Annotated in this window: 18 protein-coding genes, 2 tRNA genes and 1 other RNA gene; 13 read left to right on the forward strand and 8 right to left on the reverse strand. The window is 51.1% G+C overall.

What is annotated here, in order from left to right:
• Positions 1–231: 231 nt before the first annotated feature.
• The 5 genes from WB237_RS04130 (at position 232) to narI (ending at position 8,669) form a co-directional block, all read left to right on the forward strand.
• On the forward strand, positions 232–1,629 hold the full coding sequence (locus WB237_RS04130) for a NarK family nitrate/nitrite MFS transporter (protein ID WP_336210594.1): 1,398 nt from the start codon (positions 232–234) through the stop codon (positions 1,627–1,629).
• A 380-nt stretch (positions 1,630–2,009) separates the two neighbouring features.
• The gene (locus WB237_RS04135; protein ID WP_336210597.1) at positions 2,010–5,753 is read left to right on the forward strand and encodes a nitrate reductase subunit alpha; all 3,744 of its coding nucleotides are present in this window, start codon (positions 2,010–2,012) and stop codon (positions 5,751–5,753) included.
• Positions 5,750–7,285, forward strand: a complete 1,536-nt coding sequence (gene narH / locus WB237_RS04140) for a nitrate reductase subunit beta (RefSeq protein ID WP_129323431.1) — start codon at positions 5,750–5,752, stop codon at positions 7,283–7,285. The genes WB237_RS04135 and narH overlap by 4 nt, the downstream gene beginning before the upstream one ends.
• Entirely contained in the window at positions 7,282–7,992 is a 711-nt protein-coding gene (gene narJ / locus WB237_RS04145; protein WP_336210602.1) for a nitrate reductase molybdenum cofactor assembly chaperone, read from the forward strand. Before narH ends, narJ begins: the two co-directional genes overlap by 4 nt.
• Entirely contained in the window at positions 7,992–8,669 is a 678-nt protein-coding gene (gene narI / locus WB237_RS04150) for a respiratory nitrate reductase subunit gamma (RefSeq protein ID WP_129995629.1), read from the forward strand. Before narJ ends, narI begins: the two co-directional genes overlap by 1 nt.
• Here narI and WB237_RS04155 read toward each other — a convergent pair.
• The gene (locus WB237_RS04155; protein ID WP_336213466.1) at positions 8,666–9,562 is read right to left on the reverse strand and encodes a DMT family transporter; all 897 of its coding nucleotides are present in this window, start codon (positions 9,560–9,562) and stop codon (positions 8,666–8,668) included. The two genes, narI and WB237_RS04155, sit on opposite strands and share 4 nt — an antisense overlap.
• Before the next feature lie 108 nt (positions 9,563–9,670).
• Between WB237_RS04155 and WB237_RS04160 the strand changes: the two genes are divergently transcribed.
• A complete protein-coding gene (locus WB237_RS04160; protein WP_029740417.1) occupies positions 9,671–10,114 on the forward strand; it encodes an Lrp/AsnC family transcriptional regulator in 444 nt (147 codons plus the stop codon).
• Between the two features lie 51 nt (positions 10,115–10,165).
• Here WB237_RS04160 and WB237_RS04165 read toward each other — a convergent pair.
• From WB237_RS04165 to WB237_RS04185, 5 genes are all read right to left on the reverse strand, one after another.
• Positions 10,166–10,296: non-coding RNA, RtT sRNA (locus WB237_RS04165), on the reverse strand.
• A 45-nt stretch (positions 10,297–10,341) separates the two neighbouring features.
• A tRNA-Tyr gene (locus WB237_RS04170) sits at positions 10,342–10,426 on the reverse strand.
• Between the two features lie 35 nt (positions 10,427–10,461).
• Positions 10,462–10,546: transfer RNA gene (locus WB237_RS04175), tRNA-Tyr, on the reverse strand.
• 157 nt (positions 10,547–10,703) lie between these two features.
• Complete coding sequence (purU, locus tag WB237_RS04180) at positions 10,704–11,546, reverse strand: formyltetrahydrofolate deformylase (protein ID WP_023312104.1); 843 nt, start codon at positions 11,544–11,546, stop codon at positions 10,704–10,706.
• Between the two features lie 48 nt (positions 11,547–11,594).
• Positions 11,595–12,053 carry a YchJ family protein gene (locus tag WB237_RS04185; protein WP_316941976.1) on the reverse strand — a complete coding sequence of 153 codons (459 nt, stop codon included), beginning with the start codon at positions 12,051–12,053 and terminating at the stop codon, positions 11,595–11,597.
• Between the two features lie 114 nt (positions 12,054–12,167).
• On the opposite strand from WB237_RS04185, the gene rssA reads away from it, so the two are divergent.
• From rssA to galU, 3 genes are all read left to right on the forward strand, one after another.
• Positions 12,168–13,070 carry a patatin-like phospholipase RssA gene (rssA, locus tag WB237_RS04190; protein WP_114977016.1) on the forward strand — a complete coding sequence of 301 codons (903 nt, stop codon included), beginning with the start codon at positions 12,168–12,170 and terminating at the stop codon, positions 13,068–13,070.
• A gap of 91 nt (positions 13,071–13,161) precedes the next feature.
• Positions 13,162–14,175 carry a two-component system response regulator RssB gene (rssB, locus tag WB237_RS04195; RefSeq protein WP_114977017.1) on the forward strand — a complete coding sequence of 338 codons (1,014 nt, stop codon included), beginning with the start codon at positions 13,162–13,164 and terminating at the stop codon, positions 14,173–14,175.
• Between the two features lie 200 nt (positions 14,176–14,375).
• Positions 14,376–15,284, forward strand: coding sequence for a UTP--glucose-1-phosphate uridylyltransferase GalU (gene galU / locus WB237_RS04200; RefSeq protein WP_028018769.1), 909 nt, complete (start codon positions 14,376–14,378; stop codon positions 15,282–15,284).
• 200 nt (positions 15,285–15,484) lie between these two features.
• Here galU and hns read toward each other — a convergent pair whose 3' ends face one another.
• Positions 15,485–15,898, reverse strand: a complete 414-nt coding sequence (gene hns / locus WB237_RS04205; RefSeq protein ID WP_008502781.1) for a histone-like nucleoid-structuring protein H-NS — start codon at positions 15,896–15,898, stop codon at positions 15,485–15,487.
• 550 nt (positions 15,899–16,448) lie between these two features.
• Between hns and tdk the strand changes: the two genes are divergently transcribed.
• Entirely contained in the window at positions 16,449–17,063 is a 615-nt protein-coding gene (gene tdk, locus WB237_RS04210; protein ID WP_114977018.1) for a thymidine kinase, read from the forward strand.
• Between the two features lie 64 nt (positions 17,064–17,127).
• On the opposite strand, the gene adhE is transcribed toward tdk, so the two are convergent.
• Positions 17,128–19,806, reverse strand: a complete 2,679-nt coding sequence (adhE, locus tag WB237_RS04215; protein WP_129995632.1) for a bifunctional acetaldehyde-CoA/alcohol dehydrogenase — start codon at positions 19,804–19,806, stop codon at positions 17,128–17,130.
• 477 nt (positions 19,807–20,283) lie between these two features.
• Between adhE and WB237_RS04220 the strand changes: the two genes are divergently transcribed.
• The 3 genes from WB237_RS04220 (at position 20,284) to oppB (ending at position 24,338) form a co-directional block, all read left to right on the forward strand.
• Positions 20,284–20,931 carry a YchE family NAAT transporter gene (locus WB237_RS04220; protein WP_021240330.1) on the forward strand — a complete coding sequence of 216 codons (648 nt, stop codon included), beginning with the start codon at positions 20,284–20,286 and terminating at the stop codon, positions 20,929–20,931.
• A 770-nt stretch (positions 20,932–21,701) separates the two neighbouring features.
• On the forward strand, positions 21,702–23,333 hold the full coding sequence (gene oppA / locus WB237_RS04225; RefSeq protein WP_114977020.1) for an oligopeptide ABC transporter substrate-binding protein OppA: 1,632 nt from the start codon (positions 21,702–21,704) through the stop codon (positions 23,331–23,333).
• 84 nt (positions 23,334–23,417) lie between these two features.
• Positions 23,418–24,338 carry an oligopeptide ABC transporter permease OppB gene (gene oppB / locus WB237_RS04230; protein WP_028018773.1) on the forward strand — a complete coding sequence of 307 codons (921 nt, stop codon included), beginning with the start codon at positions 23,418–23,420 and terminating at the stop codon, positions 24,336–24,338.
• The last annotated feature ends 7 nt before the right edge of the window (positions 24,339–24,345 follow it).

Below are 24,345 nucleotides of genomic sequence, written 5' to 3' on the forward strand. Positions count from 1 at the left end.
AATAAAGGATTACTCCCAAATTGCCAACGGAGTAACGGGAAGGGGGTGGGGGTAGCAAGGAAACGTCAGCACCGTGAAAAACCACATCTTTTTTACCGTAATAACCTACTCATTAAGGATGAGGGCTTTTTTTGCGCCGCAAATCCTCCCACTTTTCCTTTGATTTATATCAACTTACCGCCGCTCTAAAACCCTAATGTTTGCAGCATCATTCGAGAATCAGAGGTGTCTATGAGTCACTCATCCGCTCCCGAAAGGGAAAATGGTGCCGTTATTACAGACTGGCGTCCAGAGGATCCGGCGTTCTGGCAACAGCGCGGCCATCGTGTAGCAAGCCGGAATCTGTGGATTTCCGTTCCGTGTTTGTTGTTAGCGTTTTGCGTCTGGATGTTGTTTAGTGCTGTGGCGGTAAACCTGCCAAAAGTCGGTTTTACCTTTACAACCGATCAGCTGTTTATGTTGACCGCGCTGCCGTCTTTATCCGGCGCATTGCTGCGAGTGCCTTACGCGTTTATGGTTCCGGTGTTTGGTGGTCGTCGCTGGACGGCATTCAGCACCGGTATCATGATCGTGCCATGTGTCTGGCTCGGTTTCGCGGTGCAGGATACGTCTACCCCGTTTAGCGTGTTCGTGATTATCTCCCTGCTGTGTGGTTTTGCGGGTGCGAACTTCGCCTCCAGTATGGCAAACATCAGCTTCTTCTTCCCGAAAGCGAAACAGGGCGGCGCGCTGGGTATTAATGGCGGTCTCGGTAACATGGGCGTGAGCGTGATGCAGCTGATTGCACCGCTGGCGATCTCTGTCTCCATTTTCGCAGCGTTTGGCGGCGGTGGCGTTGAGCAAGCGGATGGCTCTTCCCTGTATCTGCAAAACGCCTCCTGGATCTGGGTTCCGTTCCTGGTGATCTTCACCCTGGCGGCCTGGTTCTTTATGAACGATCTGTCAGCGTCAAAAGCGTCACTGAGCGAGCAGTTGCCGGTGCTGAAGCGCGGGCATCTGTGGGTAATGGCGCTGCTGTATCTGGCAACGTTTGGTTCGTTTATCGGCTTCTCTGCGGGCTTCGCCATGCTGTCGAAAACGCAGTTCCCGGAAATTCAGATCCTGCAGTTTGCCTTCTTTGGGCCATTTATTGGTGCCCTGGCGCGATCGCTGGGTGGCATGGTGTCTGACCGTCTGGGCGGGACACGCGTAACGCTGGTGAACTTTGTGGTGATGGCTGTCTTCTGTGCGCTGCTGTTCCTGACGCTGCCAACTGACGGACAGGGGGGGAACTTCACCGCCTTCTTCGGTGTGTTTATGGTGCTGTTCCTGACAGCCGGGTTGGGCAGCGCTTCTACTTTCCAGATGATTTCCGTGATCTTCCGTAAACTGACTATGGATCGCGTAAAAGCGCAGGGCGGAACTGAAGAACAGGCGATGCGTGAAGCGGCGACGGACACGGCGGCAGCGCTGGGCTTTATCTCTGCCATCGGCGCAATTGGCGGCTTCTTTATTCCGAAAGCGTTCGGTATCTCTCTTGACCTGACCGGCTCACCGGCGGGGGCAATGAAAGTCTTCCTCGTCTTCTATATCGCCTGCGTTGTGATCACGTGGCTGGTATATGGCCGTAATACTAAGAAAAATAAGTAAGTTTGATTATCCGTTTACGCGGCCTTCGGGTCGCGTTTTTTTTGGCTCGTGAATAGTTACAACATACTGATGGGTTTGCAGAGGAAATCTGCAGGTAACACTGTGATCGCCATCGCTTTGCAGGGGGTTCTACCCCTTAATACCTGGGATGTTAAATCGTCTCCATCTTTTTGTACGGCAAAATAAAAATATTCATATAAATCATCATTATATGAAAAATAAAAAGCTACCGCTTTGGTGGTATTCGCTCTAATACCTCGCCTGAAAGTCCCTCGTCGTCTTGATCGTTATCAATTCTCCCCCTCTTTCAGGGCGTTACCTTCGCTGCAAATCAGCAATGTCGATTTAGAGAGCCACAGGCTCCATACAGGAGATACCCGATGAGCAAATTTTTGGACCGGTTTCGCTACTTCAAGCAGAAGGGCGAAACCTTTGCCGATGGGCACGGCCAGGTTCTGGAGACTAACCGGGACTGGGAAGACGGTTACCGCCAGCGCTGGCAGCATGACAAAGTCGTCCGTTCGACCCACGGCGTGAACTGCACTGGCTCATGTAGCTGGAAGATTTTCGTTAAGAACGGTCTGGTGACATGGGAAATGCAGCAGACCGACTATCCGCGCACTCGTCCGGATATGCCCAACCATGAGCCGCGCGGCTGCCCGCGTGGGGCGAGCTACTCCTGGTATCTCTACAGTGCTAACCGGTTGAAATACCCGCTGATGCGCAAGCGCCTGATGAAAATGTGGCGTGAAGCGAAAGTTCAGCACAGCGATCCGGTTGATGCCTGGGCGTCTATTATCGAAGACGCTGACAAAGCGAAAAGTTTTAAGCAGGCTCGCGGCCGCGGTGGCTTTGTGCGTTCTTCCTGGAAAGAGGTGAACGAGCTGATTGCTGCCTCTAACGTCTATACCGTTAAAACCTACGGTCCGGATCGTGTGGCGGGCTTCTCACCCATCCCGGCGATGTCGATGGTTTCTTACGCCTCCGGGGCTCGCTATCTGTCACTTATCGGCGGTACCTGCCTGAGCTTCTACGACTGGTACTGCGACCTGCCGCCGGCGTCTCCGCAGACCTGGGGCGAGCAGACCGACGTGCCAGAATCCGCGGACTGGTACAACTCCAGCTACATCATCGCCTGGGGCTCTAACGTGCCGCAGACCCGTACGCCGGATGCGCACTTCTTTACCGAAGTGCGTTACAAAGGCACCAAAACCGTAGCGGTGACCCCTGACTACGCGGAAATCGCCAAGCTCTGCGATCTGTGGCTGGCACCGAAGCAGGGTACCGATGCCGCGATGGCGATGGCGATGGGCCACGTCATGTTGCGTGAATTCCACCTGGATAAGCCTAGCCAGTACTTCACCGACTACGTGCGTCGTTACACTGACATGCCAATGCTGGTCATGCTGGAAGAGCGTGATGGCTACTACGCCGCAGGCCGTACGCTGCGTGCTGCCGATCTGGTGGACGCGCTGGGACAGGAAAATAACCCTGAGTGGAAAACCGTTGCTTACAATAACAACGGCGAGCTGGTGGCGCCAAACGGCTCTATCGGTTTCCGCTGGGGCGAGAAGGGTAAGTGGAATCTTGAGCAACGCAACGGCACGACCGGTGAAGAGACGGAACTGCGCCTGAGCATGCTGGGCAGTCAGGACGAGATCGCCGATGTGGGCTTCCCGTATTTCGGTGGTGAAGGTTCCGAGCACTTCAACAAGGTCGAACTGCAGAACGTTCTGATGCATAAGCTGCCGGTAAAACGCCTGCAGCTGGCTGACGGCTCCACGGCGCTGGTTACCACCGTTTATGATCTGACCATGGCGAACTATGGTCTGGAACGTGGTCTGGGCGACGAAAACTGCGCAACTCACTACGACGAGGTGAAAGCTTACACCCCAGCGTGGGCGGAGCAGATCACTGGTGTTTCTCGGGCACAAATCACCCGTATCGCACGTGAATTCGCAGAAAACGCCGACAAGACGCACGGCCGTTCAATGATCATCGTCGGTGCCGGTTTGAACCATTGGTATCACCTCGATATGAACTATCGTGGTCTGATCAATATGCTGATCTTCTGTGGCTGTGTCGGTCAGAGCGGCGGCGGCTGGGCGCACTACGTGGGCCAGGAAAAACTGCGTCCACAGACCGGCTGGCAGCCGCTGGCGTTTGCCCTTGACTGGCAGCGTCCGGCACGTCACATGAACAGCACGTCTTACTTCTATAACCACTCCAGCCAGTGGCGTTACGAGACTGTAACCGCGCAAGAACTGCTCTCGCCAATGGCGGATAAATCCCGTTACAGCGGCCACCTGATCGATTTCAACGTACGTGCAGAGCGCATGGGCTGGCTGCCATCGGCACCTCAACTGGGTACCAACCCACTGCGCATTGCAGAAGAGGCGAAGAAAGCGGGCATGTCGCCGGTGGATTACACCGTTAAGTCTCTCAAAGATGGTTCCATTCGTTTCGCGGCAGAACAGCCGGAGAATGGGAAAAACCATCCGCGCAACCTGTTCATCTGGCGCTCCAACCTGCTGGGCTCGTCCGGTAAAGGGCACGAGTACATGCTGAAATATCTGCTGGGCACCGAGAACGGTATTCAGGGGAAAGATCTCGGCAAGCAGGGCGGCGTGAAGCCAGAAGAAGTGGAATGGAAAGATAACGGCCTGGACGGCAAGCTGGATCTGGTCGTGACTCTGGACTTTCGTCTGTCCAGCACCTGCCTGTACTCCGACATTGTGCTGCCAACCGCAACCTGGTACGAAAAAGACGACATGAATACCTCGGATATGCATCCGTTTATTCATCCCCTGTCTGCGGCCGTTGACCCGGCGTGGGAATCGAAAAGCGACTGGGATATCTACAAAGACATCGCGAAAAAATTCTCCGAAGTCTGCGTCGGGCATCTGGGTAAAGAAACCGACGTGGTGACGCTGCCAATCCAGCACGACTCCGCTGCCGAACTGGCGCAACCGCTGGACGTGAAGGACTGGAAAAAAGGTGAATGTGACCTGATCCCTGGTGTAACCGCACCGCACATTATTGCGGTTGAACGCGACTACCCGGCAACCTGGGAGCGCTTTACCTCTATCGGCCCGCTGATGGAGAAAATCGGTAACGGCGGGAAAGGGATCGCCTGGAATACCCAGAGTGAAATGGATCTGCTGCGCAAGCTCAATTACACCAAAGCGGACGGCCCGGCCAAAGGTCAGCCAATGCTGAATACGGCGATTGATGCAGCAGAGATGATCCTGACCCTGGCGCCGGAAACCAACGGCCACGTCGCCGTGAAAGCGTGGGCGGCACTGAGCGAATTTACCGGTCGTGACCACACGCATCTGGCGACGAATAAAGAGGAAGAGAAAATCCGCTTCCGCGATATTCAGGCGCAACCGCGCAAGATTATCTCCAGCCCGACCTGGTCTGGTCTGGAAGATGAGCATGTCTCCTACAACGCGGGTTATACCAACGTTCACGAGCTGATCCCATGGCGTACTCTCTCCGGTCGTCAGTCTCTGTATCAGGATCATCAGTGGATGCGTGATTTCGGTGAAAGTCTGCTGGTTTACCGTCCGCCAGTCGACACGCGTTCGGTGAAGGCGGTAATGGGGGCGAAATCTAACGGTAACCCTGAAAAGGCGCTGAACTTCCTCACACCGCATCAGAAGTGGGGGATCCACTCTACCTATAGCGACAACCTGCTGATGCTGACGTTATCGCGCGGCGGCCCGATTGTCTGGATGAGTGAAACGGATGCCAAAGATCTGGGTATTGAAGATAACGACTGGATCGAAGTGTTCAACAGCAACGGTGCGCTGACGGCGCGTGCGGTGGTGAGCCAGCGTGTACCGGCCGGGATGACCATGATGTACCACGCCCAGGAACGTATCGTTAACCTGCCGGGTTCTGAAATCACCGAGCAGCGCGGCGGCATTCATAACTCGGTCACCCGTATTACGCCAAAACCGACCCACATGATTGGTGGCTACGCGCAGCTGGCCTACGGCTTTAACTACTACGGTACCGTAGGGTCTAACCGCGACGAGTTCGTGGTGGTACGTAAGATGAAGAATATTAACTGGTTAGACGGTGAAGGTAATGACCAGGTACAGGAGAGCGTAAAATGAAAATTCGTTCACAAGTCGGCATGGTGCTGAATCTGGATAAATGCATCGGCTGTCATACCTGCTCAGTCACCTGTAAAAACGTCTGGACCAGTCGAGAAGGTATGGAATACGCGTGGTTCAACAACGTAGAAACCAAACCGGGCACTGGGTTCCCGACCAACTGGGAAGATCAGGAAAAATACAAGGGCGGCTGGATCCGCAAGATCAACGGTAAACTGCAGCCGCGCATGGGTAACCGTGCGATGCTGTTGGGTAAAATCTTCGCCAACCCGCATCTGCCGGGCCTTGACGATTACTACGAGCCGTTTGATTACGACTACCAGAACCTGCATAACGCGCCAGAAAGCAAACACCAGCCGATCGCCCGTCCACGCTCGCTGATCACCGGGAAGCGGTTAGACAAAATTACCAGTGGTCCCAACTGGGAAGACGACCTGGGTGGTGAGTTCGAGAAGCTGTCGAAAGACAAAAACTTCGAGAACATGCAGAAGGCGATGTACGGCCAGTTCGAAAACACCTTCATGATGTATCTGCCGCGCCTGTGCGAGCACTGCCTCAATCCGGCGTGCGTGGCGACGTGCCCGAGCGGTGCTATCTACAAGCGTGAAGAAGACGGCATCGTGCTGATCGACCAGGATAAATGTCGCGGCTGGCGTATGTGTATTACCGGCTGCCCGTACAAAAAAATCTACTTCAACTGGAAGAGCGGGAAATCCGAGAAGTGCATCTTCTGTTATCCACGTATTGAAGCGGGGATGCCGACCGTCTGCTCTGAAAGCTGTGTAGGCCGTATTCGTTATCTCGGCGTGCTGCTGTATGACGCAGACGCGATTGAAAATGCCGCCAGCACCGAGCACGAGAAAGATCTGTATCAGCGTCAGCTGGACGTATTCCTCGATCCGAACGATCCGAAGGTGATTGAGCAGGCGCTGAAAGATGGCGTACCGCAGAGCGTGATTGACGCCGCACAGCAGTCTCCGGTGTACAAAATGGCAATGGACTGGAAACTGGCACTGCCGCTGCACCCGGAATACCGCACGCTGCCGATGGTCTGGTACGTGCCGCCTCTGTCGCCGATTCAGTCAGCTGCAGATGCGGGCGAGCTGGGCAGCAACGGCATTCTGCCGGACGTGGAAAGCTTGCGTATTCCGGTTCAGTACCTGGCGAACCTGCTGACTGCCGGTGATACGCAGCCAGTACTGCTGGCACTCAAGCGGATGCTGGCAATGCGCCACTTCAAACGTGCGGAAACGGTAGACGGTGTTATTGATACCCGTGCGCTGGAAGAGGTCGGTCTGAGTGAAGCGCAGGCGCAGGAGATGTACCGCTACCTGGCCATTGCCAACTACGAAGACCGTTTCGTCGTACCGAGCAGCCACCGTGAACTGGCTCGCGAAGCCTTCCCGGAGAAAAACGGCTGTGGCTTTACCTTTGGCGACGGTTGCCACGGGTCAGACAGCAAATTCAACCTGTTCAACAGCCGCCGCATCGACGCCATGGATGTGACCAGTAAAACGGAGCCGCACCCATGATTGAACTTGTTATCGTTTCTCGTTTGCTCGAGTACCCGGATGCTGCGCTTGTGCAGCATCAACAGGAACTTTTCGATGCACTCGCATCATCTGAAAACCTGGATAAAGAGGATGCCCAGACATTGGGTATTTTCCTCCGGGAGCTGTTATCGCGTGATCTTCTGGATGCGCAGGCGGATTACAGCCAACTGTTTGACCGGGGACGCGCAACCTCGTTACTGCTGTTTGAACATGTTCACGGTGAATCCCGCGATCGGGGGCAGGCGATGGTGGACCTGATGGCCCAGTACGAGCAGCATGGCCTGCAACTCGACAGCCGTGAGCTGCCTGACCATCTGCCGCTGTATCTGGAGTATCTGGCGCAGTTGCCGAAAGAAGAGGCTCTCGGTGGTCTCCAGGACATTGCGCCGATCCTGGCGTTGCTCAGCGCGCGTCTTCAGCAGCGCGAGAGCCGCTATGCGGTACTGTTCGAGCTACTGGTGAAACTGGCTAACGCATCTGTCGACAGTGAAAAAGTGGCGGAGAAAATCGCCGATGAAGCCCGCGATGATACACCGCAGGCACTGGATGCCGTCTGGGAAGAAGAACAGGTGAAATTCTTTGCTGACCAGAGCTGCGGCGAGTCTGAAATCTCGGCTCACCAGCGTCGTTTTGCTGGCGCTGTGGCCCCGCAATATTTGAATATCTCTAACGGAGGACGGCAATAATGCACTTCCTGAATATGTTCTTCTTTGACATTTACCCGTATATCGCGGGCACCGTGTTCCTGGTGGGAAGCTGGCTGCGTTATGACTACGGTCAGTACACCTGGCGCGCGGCCTCCAGCCAGATGCTGGATCGTAAAGGAATGCATGTGGGTTCTAACCTGTTCCACATCGGTATTCTGGGGATTTTTGCCGGTCACTTCCTCGGGATGCTGACGCCGCACTGGATGTATGAAGCCTGGCTGCCCATTGAAGTGAAGCAGAAGATGGCGATGATCGCAGGGGGCGCTTGCGGCGTGATGACGCTGGTGGGCGGTTTACTGCTGTTGAAACGCCGTCTGTTCAGCCCGCGTGTGCGTGCAACGACCACCGGAGCTGACATCCTCATCCTTTCCCTGTTGATGGTGCAGTGTGCGCTGGGTCTGCTGACCATTCCGTTCTCTGCACAGCATATGGACGGCAGTGAAATGATGAAACTGGTCGGCTGGGCACAATCTGTGGTGACTTTCCACGGTGGTGCGTCGGCGCATCTGGACGGCGTGGCGTTTATCTTCCGACTGCACCTGGTGCTGGGGATGACGCTGTTTGTGCTGTTCCCGTTCTCCCGACTGGTACATATCTGGAGCGCGCCGGTAGAGTATCTGACGCGCAAATACCAGATTGTGCGTGCCCGTCGCTAATTTGCTGTTTTGATCCCAACCCCGCACTCGCGGGGTTTTTTTTCGCCCCAGCCCAGATTGTTGCCCGCTGCAGCAAACAGGATCAGTGCTCCGCCCGCCACCTGCGCCAGGTTTAGCGAGTGTCCGAATACCAGATTATCGACAATAATCGCCACTAACGGATAGATAAACGACAACGAGCCGGTAATGGGCGTAGGCAGCTTCTGGATAGCGCTATACAGCAACTGATACATAATACCGGTATGGACGATGCCCAGCGTCAGCAAAATTGGCCACGGAAAATCCCCTGATAATGAGGGCATGTGGGCAAACGGCAGAAGCATTACCACGCCGGTCAGCACCTGAATAAAGGCAATATGCTGCGGTGCAATGGATCGCAGCTTGCGGGCGATAATAGCGGTCACTGCGTAGAAGAAGGCTGCCGCCATTGCCAGACCGATACCCGTCAGCCAGTTGGCACTATGCGCTCCGGTCAGCTCACTGGAAAGCAATATCACCACACCGCCAAAGGCGAGGAATAGCCAGCCCCATTTCACCAGGCTGACGCGTTCACCTAATAACATCCCCATCAAAACCAGCATAAACGGCTGGGTGTTATACACCACAGTAGAAAGACCAATAGAGATCCGTTCATAGGCAGCGAAGAGCAGGAGCCAGTTCACCACGAGTGCCACACCACCGAGAATGGCCAGTAACAGTGTTGTCCGGGTGAGGGGACTGAACGGTTTTTGACTCATCTGGATAAAAATAAACAGTGCGATGGCCCCGATAAGGCAGCGCCAGAACACGACTTCCGTTACTGGCAGACCGGAAAGTAAAACAAACGCGCCAATCGAGCCGGAAATTAACATCGCCAGGCTCATTTGCCAGACGCTTTTATGTAAATCACGCATCATCCACCTCCTGATTGTATGGCGCTATTGTCGAGAATTGCTGTCGGGTTTTACAGGGATGAGATAAGGTGAAATGCAGTGATGGCTTTTTAAAATTAGGTGAAAATGATGGAATACCTTCTCGATGATATCGACCGGCAAATTTTGGCCTGTCTGGTCGAGGATGCGCGTATGTCTTTGAAGGTGCTTAGCGGACGCATCGGTCTGACCTCACCCAGCACGGCAGAGCGGCTGAAAAGGCTGGAAGAGCGTGGTGTGATTCAGGGGTATGGCGCACGGGTGAATCTGGCGGCGCTGGGGTATACGCTGCAGGCGCTGGTGCGTGTGCGACCTTTGCCTGGGTTATTGCATAAGGTAGATAAATACATTCAGGCGATGCCGGAGTGCATAGAGAGCGATAAAGTGACTGGCGAAGACTGTTTTGTTATCAGGCTGGTGGTGCGGTCAATTGAGCAACTGGATGTGTTGCTGGATGGTCTGGCGGAGCATGCCCAGTGTAATACGTCGATCGTGAAGAGTTCGCCGGTGAAGAGACGCTTGCCGCCGATGTAGTCGTTTGTCGCCAGGTGGTCGATTCGGTTTTGTTATGATTTTTGGAAATGATGGTGGTGGGGGAAGGATTACTCGGCGCGTTGCGCCTCGCCCTTCGGGTCGTTGCCTGCGGCAACGCTTTCTCGCTACGCTCGAATCGAACCTTCGTCGAAGCTTCTCATCCTTCCCCGTTGCGGAAATACATGATACAGGGTGCGAACAGAAGATTTTGAGTTATTTGAAAGTGATGGTGGTGGGGGAAGGATTCGAACCTTCGAAGTCGATGACGGCAGATTTACAGTCTGCTCCCTTTGGCCGCTCGGGAACCCCACCAGGGGTAATTCAAATTTTGAGGTACTGCTGAGAGATGGTGGTGGGGGAAGGATTCGAACCTTCGAAGTCGATGACGGCAGATTTACAGTCTGCTCCCTTTGGCCGCTCGGGAACCCCACCACGGGGTAATGCTTTTCACTGGCCTGCTTCCTGTCGGAAGCGGGGCGCATCATATCAAATGAGACGCCCCTGTAAAGCATTCCTTTAGGGAAATGAAGTTGTTTGGCTGCTTTTTATCCGTAAAGGCGCAAAGCTAATCAATTCATTTTCCAAAAGATTAAAGAATGATAGTTCTGTTACCGTAGACGAAGACGCGCTGGGCAAGCACTTGATACAACGCACGGCTTAAGACGTTCTTCTCGACGTCACGTCCCGCACGCATCATGTCCTCTGCGGTATAGGTGTGATCCACATGAATCACGTCCTGCATGATAATTGGACCTTCATCCAGATTGTCATTCACGTAGTGCGCAGTTGCACCGATAATCTTCACGCCACGCTCGTACGCCTGATGATAAGGACGTGCGCCAATAAAGGCTGGCAGGAACGAGTGGTGAATGTTGATAATCTTGTTTGGGAAACGCGCCACGAAGGATGGCGTCAGCACGCGCATGTATTTCGCCAGCACGACGTAGTCGGGATTATGCGCTTCAATGGCCTGCGCCATCAGGTCGTCGTGCTCTTCACGTGTATGACCTTCGTGGCTCACCAGTTCGAACGGAATGTCAAAACGCTCAACCAGTGTGCGCAGCGTCTCGTGGTTGCCGATCACGGCTGCAATTTCGACATCCAGGCCACCGTAGTTTGCTTTCATCAACAGATCGCCAAGGCAATGTGCTTCTTTGGTCACCAGAATCACGATACGGCGTCGACCTGCAGGCGTCAGTTCACGTACGGAGCCTTCCGGCAACGCGCTGTCCAGATCGGCAAGCAGGGTAGTGTCGTTGAAAATACCTTCCAGTTCGGTACGCATAAAGAAACGACCGGTACGGTGATCAACGAACTCGTTGTTCTGCACGATATTCAGTTCATGTTTGTAACAAATGTTGGTAATTCGTGCGATCAGTCCTTTTTGATCGGGACAGATGGTGCGCAGAACTTTACGTTGTAGTGATTGCATCGCCGGGAAATCCTGTTTGTGTATTTGCGAAGTCTGGGTTGTCAGGCATTACTGCCCGCAACACTTTTTAAATTTTTTACCTGAACCACATGGGCAGGGATCGTTACGACCAAACTGTGGGCGCGTTCCGTCAATATAATACCATTGCCCGCTTTCCTTTAAGAACCGGGAACGTTCGATAATGGCCGCCGTTTTATCGCGCTCGACAAAGCGGGCAACAAAGCTGACGTAGCCTTCGTTGTCGTCGTTTCCGGCCGATGCTTCAAAAACGGTCAGTCCAAGCCACTGCGTGTTGGTGAAGCCAGCTTCAATGTCCTGGCGAAAATCGGCAGCATGGCATGACGGGTGCCAGGTTTTGATCAGATAGTCTGCGTCTTTGATCACAAAAGCAGTGTACCGTGAACGCATGAGGTGTGACGGGTCCGGTGCAACCTGATCGCCAGAAAGATATCGCTGGCAACATAGGCTATACTCCAGAGCGCTACCACAAGGGCAGAGTTGAGACACGATTCTCTTCCTGGAACAAAAAATAAGGGCGTAAAACGCTTCGGGTAGCACTATGTTAACTGAGCAGTTGCGTTGACGCTATGTCAGGAATCCAGGGGACGTAAAACAGGGCTAATGAGAAAGGTTAAAATTGGACTGGCGCTGGGCTCAGGTGCAGCCCGGGGATGGTCACATATCGGCGTGATTAATGCCTTAAACCAGATGGGCGTTGAGGTTGATATTGTTGCAGGGTGTTCAATAGGATCGCTTGTCGGCTCCGCTTACGCGTGCGGAAAGCTTCCGGAACTTGAAACCTGGGTACGTTCCTTCAGCTACTGGGATGTGCTGCGCCTGATGGACCTCTCATGGCAGCGTGGTGGGCTGTTGCGCGGTGAACGCGTTTTTAACCAGTTCCGCCAGGTTATGCCTCTTGAAGACTTCACTGACTGTCAGATGCCTTTCGGCGCTGTTGCGACGAACCTCAGCACAGGTCGCGAGCTTTGGCTTACTGAGGGTGATATTCATCTTGCCGTTCGTGCCTCCTGCAGTATGCCGGGATTAATGGCTCCTGTACCGCATAACGGTTACTGGCTTGTCGATGGTGGTGTTGTTAACCCGGTCCCTATCTCCCTGACGCGTGCAATGGGTGCCGACATCGTCATTGCCGTGGATTTACAACATGACGCCCACCTGATGCAACAAGACCTCATGCCGGTGAATCTTCAGAGCGAAGATGTCGAAGGTGAGAAACTGGCCTGGCATGAACGTTTGCGTGGAAGAATCGGGCGTATGGCCGCACGACGCTCTGTGACTGCGCCGACGGCAATTGAAATTATGACTACCTCTATCCAGGTTCTTGAGAATCGCCTTAAGCGAAACCGCATGGCTGGCGACCCTCCAGATATTCTGATTCAACCGTACTGTCCGCAAATATCTACCCTTGATTTCCATCGAGCTGAGGCCGCCATCGCAGCGGGCTCGATAGCCGTCGAAAAGAAAATGGACGAGCTGTTGCCTTTTGTGCGAACAGCACGTTAAGCACCTTTTTTTGATTACTTCAGCAAAATCTGACAGGCGGTAGTGCTGATAGCATGCCACTATTTAATTACTGTCAGCCAGGGGAGGAACCATGACGCAGCCATTGGCCGGAAAACACATTTTGATTGTTGAAGACGAGGTCGTTTTCCGATCGCTACTGGATTCGTGGTTATCCTCAATGGGAGCAATCACTTCGCTGGCTGAAGATGGTATCGACGCGCTGGAAAAAATGGTCAGTATCACCCCCGACCTGATGATTTGTGACATTGCGATGCCGCGTATGAACGGACTGAAGCTGGTTGAACATCTGCGTAACGAAGGCAATCAGACGCCGATTCTGGTGATATCTGCCACAGAGAATATGGCAGATATTGCCAAAGCGCTGCGACTTGGGGTTCAGGATATCCTGCTTAAACCAGTCAAGGATCTGAACCGGTTACGAGAGACGGTGTTAGCTTGTCTTTATCCGAACATGTTTAATTCCCGGGTAGAGGAAGAGGAACGTCTGTTTCAGGACTGGGATGCCCTGGTAAGTAATCCACCTGCCGCGGCTAAACTGTTGCAGGAACTCCAGCCGCCCGTACAGCAAACTATTTCACATTGTCGAATAAACTATCGCCAACTGGTTGCGGCGGACCAACCTGGGCTGGTGCTGGATATTGCACCACTGTCTGATTCAGACCTGGCCTTTTATTCCCTGGATGTTACCCGGGCAGGGGATAATGGTGTATTAGCGGCGTTATTACTTCGTGCGCTATTCAATGGTCTGTTGCAAGAACAGCTATCGCATCAGGGACAACGGCTTCCGGAACTGGGCAGTTTACTAAAACAAGTGAACCAACTTTTTCGTCAGGCCAATTTGCCTGGGCAGTTTCCGCTATTGGTCGGTTATTACCATAGTGGTTTAAAGAATCTGATCCTCGTTTCAGCGGGTCTCAATGCCTCACTGAATACCGGTGAACATCATATTCAGGTAAGCAACGGTGTGCCGCTTGGGACACTAGGAACAGCGTATCTTAATCAAATTAGCCATCGTTGCTCCTCCTGGCAGTGCCAAATTTGGGGTGCCGGGGGACGGTTACGATTAATGTTGTCCACGGAATAAGCAATTGGATCGTAATTTTAAGATTGCTTTACCTGTGTTTTGCGGGGAGTGCTACTATCCCTGCCCAGATTCATGCGTATTTATCCTAATTGATCGGCAACGCGTTCTTTTCAGACCCGAACTGTGGGGCGAGGCTGATATACTCAACGCGTTATTTATTGCATAAAAGTTCAAAACTTGAACAGCTCAGGAGAATTTGAATGGCTGCCCTAAATTCGAAAGTCAGAAAGGCCGTTATCCCGGTAGCGGGATTGGGGACCAGGATGTTACCAGCAACTAAGGCGATTCCTAAAGAGATGCTGCCTCTGGTTGATAAGCCATTAATCCAGTACGTCGTTAATGAGTGTATCGCAGCCGGCATCACTGAAATTGTGCTGGTTACGCATTCATCAAAAAACTCTATCGAAAACCATTTCGATACAAGTTTTGAACTTGAAGCCATGCTGGAAAAACGTGTTAAGCGTCAGTTGTTACAGGAAGTGCAGTCTATTTGCCCTCCGCACGTGACTATTATGCAGGTTCGTCAGGGGCTGGCTAAAGGCCTGGGTCATGCGGTTATGTGTGCTCACCCTGTTGTCGGTGATGAGCCAGTGGCGGTAATACTGCCAGACGTAATTCTGGATGAATACGAATCAGATCTTTCTCAGGATAATTTGGCTGAGATGATCAAACGTTTTGATGAAACAGGTAGCAGCCAGATTATGGTTGAGCCAGTTGAAGATGTGACCGCTTACGGTGTGGTTGACTGCAAAGGCGTTAACCTTGAGCCAGGCGAAAGCGTGCCAATGGTTGGCGTTGTAGAGAAGCCAAAAGCCGACGTGGCACCTTCTAATCTGGCAGTGGTGGGCCGCTATGTACTGAGTGCGGAAATCTGGCCTCTGCTTGCTAAAACGCCTCCAGGAGCGGGTGATGAGATCCAACTGACCGACGCCATTGATATGTTGATCGAGAAAGAGACCGTTGAGGCTTACCATATGAAAGGTAAGAGCCATGACTGCGGTAATAAGCTCGGTTATATGCAGGCGTTTGTTGAATATGGCATTCGTCACAATACCCTGGGTGAAGAATTTAAAACCTGGCTCAAAGAGAGCGTAGGTATTAAGAAATAACCAAGGCCGCAAATGTTTGAGACCGGTGAGGCGCTGCCCACCGGTTTTTTTATGCCCACAACAACCACGTATCCCGTTTGTTTGTAAGCGATGGCAATAGCCGAATAAGATTCTATGACAGAGTGTAAGGGGATGTTGGTGATAAAATTGTGGTTAAAAAAAATCCCGCATTAAGCGGGATTTTATGGAATGTGGCTTGATTAATCCTTGATCAGGAAGTCATCCAGCTGTTTACCTTGCTCATCCATAGCTTTCTTGATAACAGCAGGTGTACGACCCTGGCCAGTCCAGGTTTTAGTTTCGCCATTCTCGTCAACGTAGCTATATTTAGCAGGACGAGCAGCGCGTTTTGCTTTGGTGCCGGTTTTAGCTGCAGCCATGCTGTTCAGCAATTCATTCGGATCGATACCATCAGCAATCAGCATTTCACGATATTGTTGCAGTTTACGAGTGCGCTCTTCGATTTCAGCAGCAGCAGCGCTTTCTTCTTCACGACGTTCATTAACTACAACTTCTAATTTTTCCAGCATTTCTTCAAGCGTTTCGAGGGTACATTCTCTTGCCTGCGCACGAAGAGTACGGATGTTGTTCAGAATTTTAAGTGCTTCGCTCATTGTAGTAATCTCAAACTTATAATGGGGGGTGGTTTGTTGACCTAATAATAGAGCCATAAATTCAGTTGTGCAATAGCCAGGAATGTAAGGAATTCAAAAAATACTAAATAATGCCGCTATTATTAATTACGCTAACTTAAATTCCATCACCCAACAATCTTGCTTGTTATCAGTCCAAGCCTACGCAACCTGCTCGATTGCATCTTTTTTTTGTGACATTTACCGCAGGAATTATAGTTGCTGCGGATAAATATCAGCCTTTCGTATTAGTTCCATTGAGTGATGTTAAGACAGTAATAGTTAATAAATAGTGAATTTTAATGAACATTGATTCCACTATAAAAAGAAGTGTTATGTTTGACTGACCTTATAACATATAGGCTTGACTGATTGCGTTTACTCTCTGTTTTAACGGATTATTTTCGTAGTCGAAGGGCGCTTAACTCCGCTCTGAACCGCATCGTCTGTGCGTTGTGTCGCTGTTGACCAGACAAAATATGGTACAATCAATCATCGGGAATATTACACATTGATTAGGGTTTTACGGCCAATGGCACAACTTTATTTCTACTATTCGGCAATGAATGCCGGCAAATCCACAGCGCTGCTTCAATCCTCGTACAATTACCAGGAACGAGGAATGCGTACTGTTGTTTATACGGCCGAAATTGACGATCGCTTTGGTGCAGGGAAGGTGAGTTCCAGAATAGGCCTTTCGTCTCCGGCCCGGCTGTTTAACCCGCAAACTGACCTGCTGGAGGACATTCGTACTGCACATGCGGCACAGCCTATTCATTGTGTTCTGGTTGATGAGAGTCAGTTTCTGACGCGTGAGCAGGTTCATGCCCTTTCAGAGGTAGTAGACGAGCTCGATATCCCTGTTCTTTGCTATGGTCTGCGTACAGACTTCCGTGGCGAACTATTTGCAGGGAGTCAGTATTTACTTGCCTGGTCAGATAAACTCGTTGAACTCAAAACTATCTGCTTTTGCGGCAGGAAAGCCAGTATGGTGCTTCGTCTCGACCAGGCCGGCAAGCCTTATGCAGACGGTGAACAGGTGGTGATAGGTGGCAATGAACGCTATGTTTCGGTCTGCCGTAAGCATTATAAAGAAGCGTTAACGACAGGCTCACTGACGGCGATTCAGCACGACAACAGAAAATAATCTTTACCTTGTTCTTCAGACATAAAAAAACCCGCCATTGGCGGGTTTTTTATCAGACTGTCAGTTAAGCGCTTTTCTTCGCTTTCTTGTCAGTTTTGATGGCAGGAGCTTCTGTTTTCACAGCCGCAACGTCACCTTCTTTGAACTCACGACCGTAGTAGGTATCCAGCAGAATCTGTTTCAGCTCGGAGATCAGTGGGTAGCGCGGGTTAGCACCAGTACACTGGTCATCGAAGGCATCTTCAGACAGTTTATCTACGTGGGCGAGGAAGTCAGCTTCCTGAACGCCAGCTTCACGGATAGATTTAGGAATACCCAGTTCAGCTTTAAGGCTTTCAAGCCATGCCAGCAGTTTCTCAATCTTAGCAGCAGTACGGTCACCCGCAGCGCTCAGACCCAGATGGTCAGCGATTTCAGCGTAACGACGACGTGCTTGCGGACGGTCATACTGGCTGAATGCAGTCTGCTTGGTTGGGTTGTCATTCGCGTTATAACGGATAACGTTGCTGATCAACAGGGCGTTCGCCAGGCCGTGAGGAATGTGGAACTGAGAACCCAGTTTGTGCGCCATTGAGTGGCAAACACCCAGGAAGGCGTTAGCAAACGCGATACCGGCGATGGTTGCTGCACTGTGTACACGCTCACGTGCTACAGGGTTTTTCGACCCTTCATTGTAGGATGCTGGCAGGTTTTCTTTCAGCAGTTTCAGAGCCTGCAGAGCCTGACCATCAGAGAACTCAGACGCCAGTACGGAAACGTAAGCTTCCAGAGCGTGAGTTACCGCATCCAGGCCACCGAAGGCACACAGTGATTTCGGCATTTCCATGACCAGGTTGGCGTCAACAATCGCCATGTCTGGGGTCAGTGCATAGTCAGCCAGTGGGTATTTCTGACCTGTTGCATCGTCAGTAACAACCGCAAACGGAGTCACTTCTGAACCGGTACCGGAAGTGGTAGTAACGGCGATCATTTTCGCTTTTACGCCCATTTTCGGGAACTTGTAGATACGTTTACGGATATCCATAAAGCGCAGCGCCAGTTCTTCAAAGTGAGTTTCCGGATGTTCGTACATTACCCACATGATTTTCGCGGCGTCCATTGGGGAACCACCACCCAGTGCGATAATCACATCTGGTTTGAAGGAGTTCGCCAGTTCAGCACCTTTGCGAACAACGCTAAGGGTTGGGTCAGCTTCAACTTCAAAGAAGACTTCAGTTTCGACGCCAGCTGCTTTCAGAACAGAGGTGATCTGATCAGCGTAGCCGTTGTTGAACAGGAAACGGTCAGTCACGATGAGCGCACGTTTGTGGCCATCAGTAATCACTTCATCCAGCGCAATTGGCAGAGAGCCACGGCGGAAGTAGATAGATTTCGGAAGTTTGTGCCACAACATGTTTTCAGCTCGCTTAGCAACGGTTTTCTTGTTGATCAGGTGTTTTGGACCAACGTTTTCAGAGATGGAGTTACCACCCCAGGAACCACAACCCAGAGTCAGGGAAGGTGCGAGTTTGAAGTTGTACAGGTCACCGATACCACCCTGAGAAGCAGGGGTGTTAATCAGGATACGTGCAGTTTTCATCTTCTGACCGAAGTGAGCAACACGCTCTGGCTGGTTATCCTGGTCGGTGTACAGGCAAGAAGTGTGACCGATACCGCCCATGGCAACCAGTTTCTCTGCTTTCTCTACTGCATCGTCGAAATCTTTCGCGCGGTACATTGCCAGAGTCGGAGACAGTTTTTCGTGTGCAAATGGCTCGCTCTCATCAACAACTTTCACTTCACCGATCAGGATCTTAGTGGTTGCCGGAACGGTGAAACCTGCGAGTTCAGCAATTTTATACGCTGGCTGCCCAACGATAGCGGCGTTCAGTGCACCATTTTTCAGGATGATGTCCTGAACGGCTTTCAGCTCTTTACCTTGCAGCATGTAGCCACCGTGGCTGGCGAAACGTTCGCGAACGGCGTCATACACAGAATCTACAACAACAACGGACTGTTCAGATGCACAGATAACGCCGTTATCGAAGGTTTTGGACATCAGAACAGAAGCAACAGCACGTTTGATATCAGCCGTTTCGTCGATAACAACAGGAGTGTTACCTGCGCCTACGCCGATTGCTGGTTTACCGGAGCTGTACGCTGCTTTAACCATGCCAGGACCACCGGTCGCCAGGATCAGGTTAATGTCAGGGTGGTGCATCAGGGCGTTGGAAAGTTCAACAGAAGGTTGATCAATCCAGCCGATCAGATCTTTTGGTGCGCCAGCAGCAATAGCAGCCTGCAGTACGATATCTGCAGCTTTGTTCGTTGCATCTTTCGCACGTGGATGCGGGGAGAAGATGATTGCGTTACGAGTCTTCAGGCTAATCAGTGATTTGAAGATAGCAGTAGACGTTGGGTTGGTGGTTGGAACGATACCGCAAATGATGCCGATAGGTTCTGCAATCGTGATAGTACCGAAGGTGTCGTCTTCAGACAGCACGCCACAGGTTTTCTCATCTTTATAGGCGTTGTAGATATACTCAGAAGCAAAGTGGTTTTTGATCACTTTATCTTCAACGATACCCATACCGGATTCGGCAACGGCCATTTTAGCGAGAGGGATTCGAGCATCTGCAGCAGCCAGAGCGGCCGCGCGGAAGATTTTATCAACCTGTTCTTGGGTGAAATTGGCATATTCACGCTGGGCTTTTTTAACGCGCTCGACGAGGGCGTTCAGTTCAGCGATATTAGTAACAGCCATAATGCTCTCCTGATAATGTTTAAACTCTTTTAGTAAACCAGCGCTCGATACGTCAGACAGTATAGACAGAGCTGATATGACTTGCGTAACACAAAATAAAACAAAGAGTTACTTTCTACACCAGCACACTAATTTACTAAAAGAGCCTTACCTTAGCATCATCCCTTTTTGTCAGGTGACCTCCCTGGGGTGTAACCAAGATTACTCACTTCTGAGTACGGAAATCATGATCTGCGTCAATTTTCCCCCAAGCTGATACCTTTCAGCAGGGTTATTTCTTTGAGATTTTTCCAGTGTTAAATAATTACGTAAGTATTGGAAGTGACGCTATCATTGATTCTACATATGTTTAACATCCTGAAATGATAACGTTTTGGCACAGATTTCGAGTGAAGTATGCTAATAAAAAGGGTATCTTCAGCGCGATTTCACATGACAAATTGTCAGTCCCGGGCATGCGCATAAGCGGAGCAAAACGTGATCCAAACGCTCTTTGATTTTCCAACGTATTTTAAATTTTTTATTGGTTTGTTTGCCCTGGTCAACCCGGTGGGGATCATTCCTGTCTTCATTAGTATGACCAGTTACCAGACGGCGGCGGCCAGGAACAAGACCAACCTCACCGCTAACCTGTCAGTGGCTATCATATTGCTTACCTCCCTTTTTCTGGGGGACGCCATTCTTCAGCTCTTCGGGATCTCGATCGACTCTTTCCGCATTGCGGGTGGGATCCTGGTTGTGACCATCGCCATGTCTATGATCAGCGGTAAGCTGGGTGAGGATAAACAGAACAAACAGGAGAAGTCAGAAACTGCCATCCGTGAAAGCATTGGCGTGGTACCGCTGGCGTTACCGCTTATGGCTGGCCCCGGCGCCATCAGTTCAACGATTGTCTGGGGCACGCGTTACCATAGCCTGATGCATTTGATTGGCTTTTCCGTGGCCATTGCCATTTTCGCGCTCTGCTGCTGGGGAGTATTCCGTATGGCACCCTGGTTGGTGCGGTTGTTGGGCCAGACGGGCATCAACGTCATAACGCGTATCATGGGCCTGCTGTTGATGGCGTTAGGGATCGAATTTATTGTCACCGGTATTAAAAGCATTTTCCCCGGCTTGTTACACTAATATTTCATATGAAAGAACGGAGCTATGGCTCCGTTTTTTTACGTGATTATCAGCAAATCATATAACTAAAGTTGAAATGCTCACATATCATAATAAATTCTACTAATAATGTTCATCTCTTGTATTTCAATAAGTTATTAATTCCCGCCCAACCCGTCTGCGCAGAAAACCTTCGATCGCTCTGTTATTTTACTCACATGATACTCTGGGGCTTGCTGAGAGATAACCGAAATGATATTAGTAATTTCAACATTCCCCTAGATGAATGTGCTAAATAATAACCAGTTGTTAAATTATTGTACAAAAACACTCGATGATAGCGCAGCGACGCGCTTGTAGAGGAGATTTCCTCTATCTTATTGAATGTCATGTTTTTTAGTGGCGTTTGATGTCTGGCAGGGCTGCCCTCAACGATACGGCTCTCACCGTAAAAGAGAATTGCTTAACAAATTTGCAAAATGTATTGGCGTGCGTTTACGCCATTTGATACTTTCCGGCCTACTATTTTGCAGCATAAAACAAGTAGATGAGAATTATTTTCATATGCTTCTCTTCTCAGATATCCAACGCAGGTCTCAAACAGGGGAGGCCTGTAAAGAATCGACGCAAGACGGCCATACGAGCGGTCAGTAATAAAAAAGTCGGTGATAGCAAGAAGTAAAAAGAAGAACCTGGCAGCAGCAAAAAAAACTCCTGCGCTGTACAGGCCCCAACAGGGGATTACACAGCTGGCGAAAGCCAGTCATTATAATGAGTGGAGTACCAACACAATGTCCATCATCACAAAAAAAAATCTGGTAGCGGCGGGGATTTTAACTGCGCTAATCGCGGGCAACGCTGCAATGGCTGCGGACGTACCTGCAGGTGTTCAACTGGCTGAAAAACAGACGTTGGTTCGTAACAACGGTGCGGAAGTTCAGTCTCTTGACCCGCATAAAATTGAAGGTGTTCCTGAGTCTAACGTTAACCGCGACCTGTTCGAAGGTCTGCTGGTGACTGACGTAGATGGCCACCCGGCACCGGGTGTGGCAGAAAAATGGGAAAATAAAGATTTCAAAGTCTGGACCTTCCATCTGCGTAAAGATGCGAAATGGTCTGACGGCACGCCGGTTACCGCCGAAGATTTCGTTTATAGCTGGCAGCGTCTGGCGAATCCAAATACCGCCTCTCCGTATGCGAGCTACCTGCAATATGGCCACATTGCCAATATTGATGACATCATCGCAGGCAAAAAACCGGTCACCGACCTGGGCGTGAAAGCGATCGATGCGAATACCTTTGAAGTTACGTTGAGCGAACCTGTTCCGTACTTCTATAAGCTGCTGGTTCACCCGTCTGTTTCTCCAGTACCAAAATCCGCAGTGGAAAAATTTGGTGAAAAATGGACTCAGCCTGCCAATATCGTGACCAACGGTGCCTACAAACTGAAAGACTGGGTAGTTAACGAACGTATGGTTCTGGAGCGTAACCCGCAATATTGGGACAACGCGAAAACCGTGATTAATCAGGTGACCTACCTGCCAATTTCTTCCGAAGTGACTGACGTTAACCGCTACCGTAGCGGTGAAATCGACATGACCTATAACAACATGCCGATTGAACTGTTCCAGAAGCTGAAAAAAGAAATTCCTAAAGAAGTGCATGTTGATCCGTATCTGTGCACCTATTACTACGAAATCAACAACCAGAAAGCACCGTTTACCGATGTACGTGTCCGTACAGCGCTGAAACTGGCACTGGATCGCGATATCATCGTGAACAAAGTGAAAAACCAGGGCGATCTGCCAGCATACAGCTATACCCCTCCATACACCGATGGCGCAAAACTGACTGAGCCAGACTGGTTCAAACAGACGCAAGAGCAGCGTAATGCAGAAGCGAAGAAACTGCTTGCTGAAGCGGGCTATACTGCAGATAAGCCGCTGACTTTCAGCCTGCTGTATAACACCTCCGATCTGCACAAAAAACTGGCTATCGCCGTTGCCTCGATCTGGAAAAAGAACCTGGGCGTAAACGTGAAGCTGGAAAACCAGGAGTGGAAAACCTTCCTGGATAGCCGTCATCAGGGCACCTTCGACGTGGCGCGTGCTGGCTGGTGTGCGGACTATAACGAACCGACCTCCTTCCTGAACACCATGCTGAGCGACAGCTCAAACAACACCGCGCACTATAAGAGCCCGGCGTTTGACAAGCTGATTGGCGATACGCTGAAAACCACTGACGAAGCACAGCGTACTGAACTGTACTCTAAAGCTGAGCAGCAGCTGGATAAAGACTCCGCGATCGTTCCGGTTTACTACTACGTTAACGCCCGTCTGGTGAAACCGTGGGTAGGTGGCTATACCGGTAAAGACCCGATGGATAATATCTACGTTAAAAACTTGTATATTATCAAGCATTAATGGCAATGAGTGGGGCGAGTTCGCTCGCCCCACGGTGTCTAACCGACGTCACAATATATAGGCACACGCCAGAAGGTACGGGCAATGTTTAAATTTATCCTACGTCGCTGTCTTGAAGCGATTCCAACGCTGTTTATTCTGATTACAATTTCCTTCTTCATGATGCGTCTTGCGCCGGGAAGTCCATTTACCGGTGAACGTACGTTGCCGCCAGAAGTCATGGCAAATATTGAAGCGAAATATCACCTGAACGATCCTATCTCCACCCAATACTTCAATTATCTGAAGCAACTGGCTCACGGTGATTTTGGACCGTCATTCAAATATAAAGACTATTCCGTTAACGACCTGGTGGCTTCCAGCTTCCCGGTATCGGCAAAACTGGGTGCTGCGGCATTCTTGCTGGCTGTTGTTCTCGGGGTGACTGCAGGCGTTATCGCCGCACTTAAACAAAATACTAAATGGGATTATACCGTAATGGGGGTGGCGATGACCGGGGTAGTCATACCCAGCTTCGTTGTCGCGCCGTTACTGGTGATGATATTTGCCATCACGCTGAAATGGCTACCTGGCGGTGGCTGGAATGGCGGGGCGTTAAAGTTCATGATTTTGCCGATGGTGGCATTATCTCTGGCGTACATCGCCAGTATTGCGCGTATCACCCGTGGTTCAATGATCGAAGTGTTGCACTCGAACTTCATTCGCACCGCGCGCGCAAAAGGGTTGCCGATGCGTCGGATTATCTTCCGCCACGCACTCAAACCAGCGCTGTTACCTGTGCTCTCCTACATGGGGCCGGCATTCGTCGGGATCATCACTGGCTCAATGGTTATCGAAACGATCTACGGTCTGCCGGGTATTGGTCAACTGTTCGTAAACGGCGCGCTCAACCGCGACTATTCGCTGGTACTGAGCCTGACCATTCTCGTTGGTGCGCTGACCATTCTCTTTAACGCAATTGTCGATGTGCTGTATGCCGTCATCGACCCGAAAATCCGTTACTAACTGGAGC

It is taken from the genome of Enterobacter sp. P82 (assembly GCF_037053385.1).
Lineage (GTDB): Bacteria > Pseudomonadota > Gammaproteobacteria > Enterobacterales > Enterobacteriaceae > Enterobacter.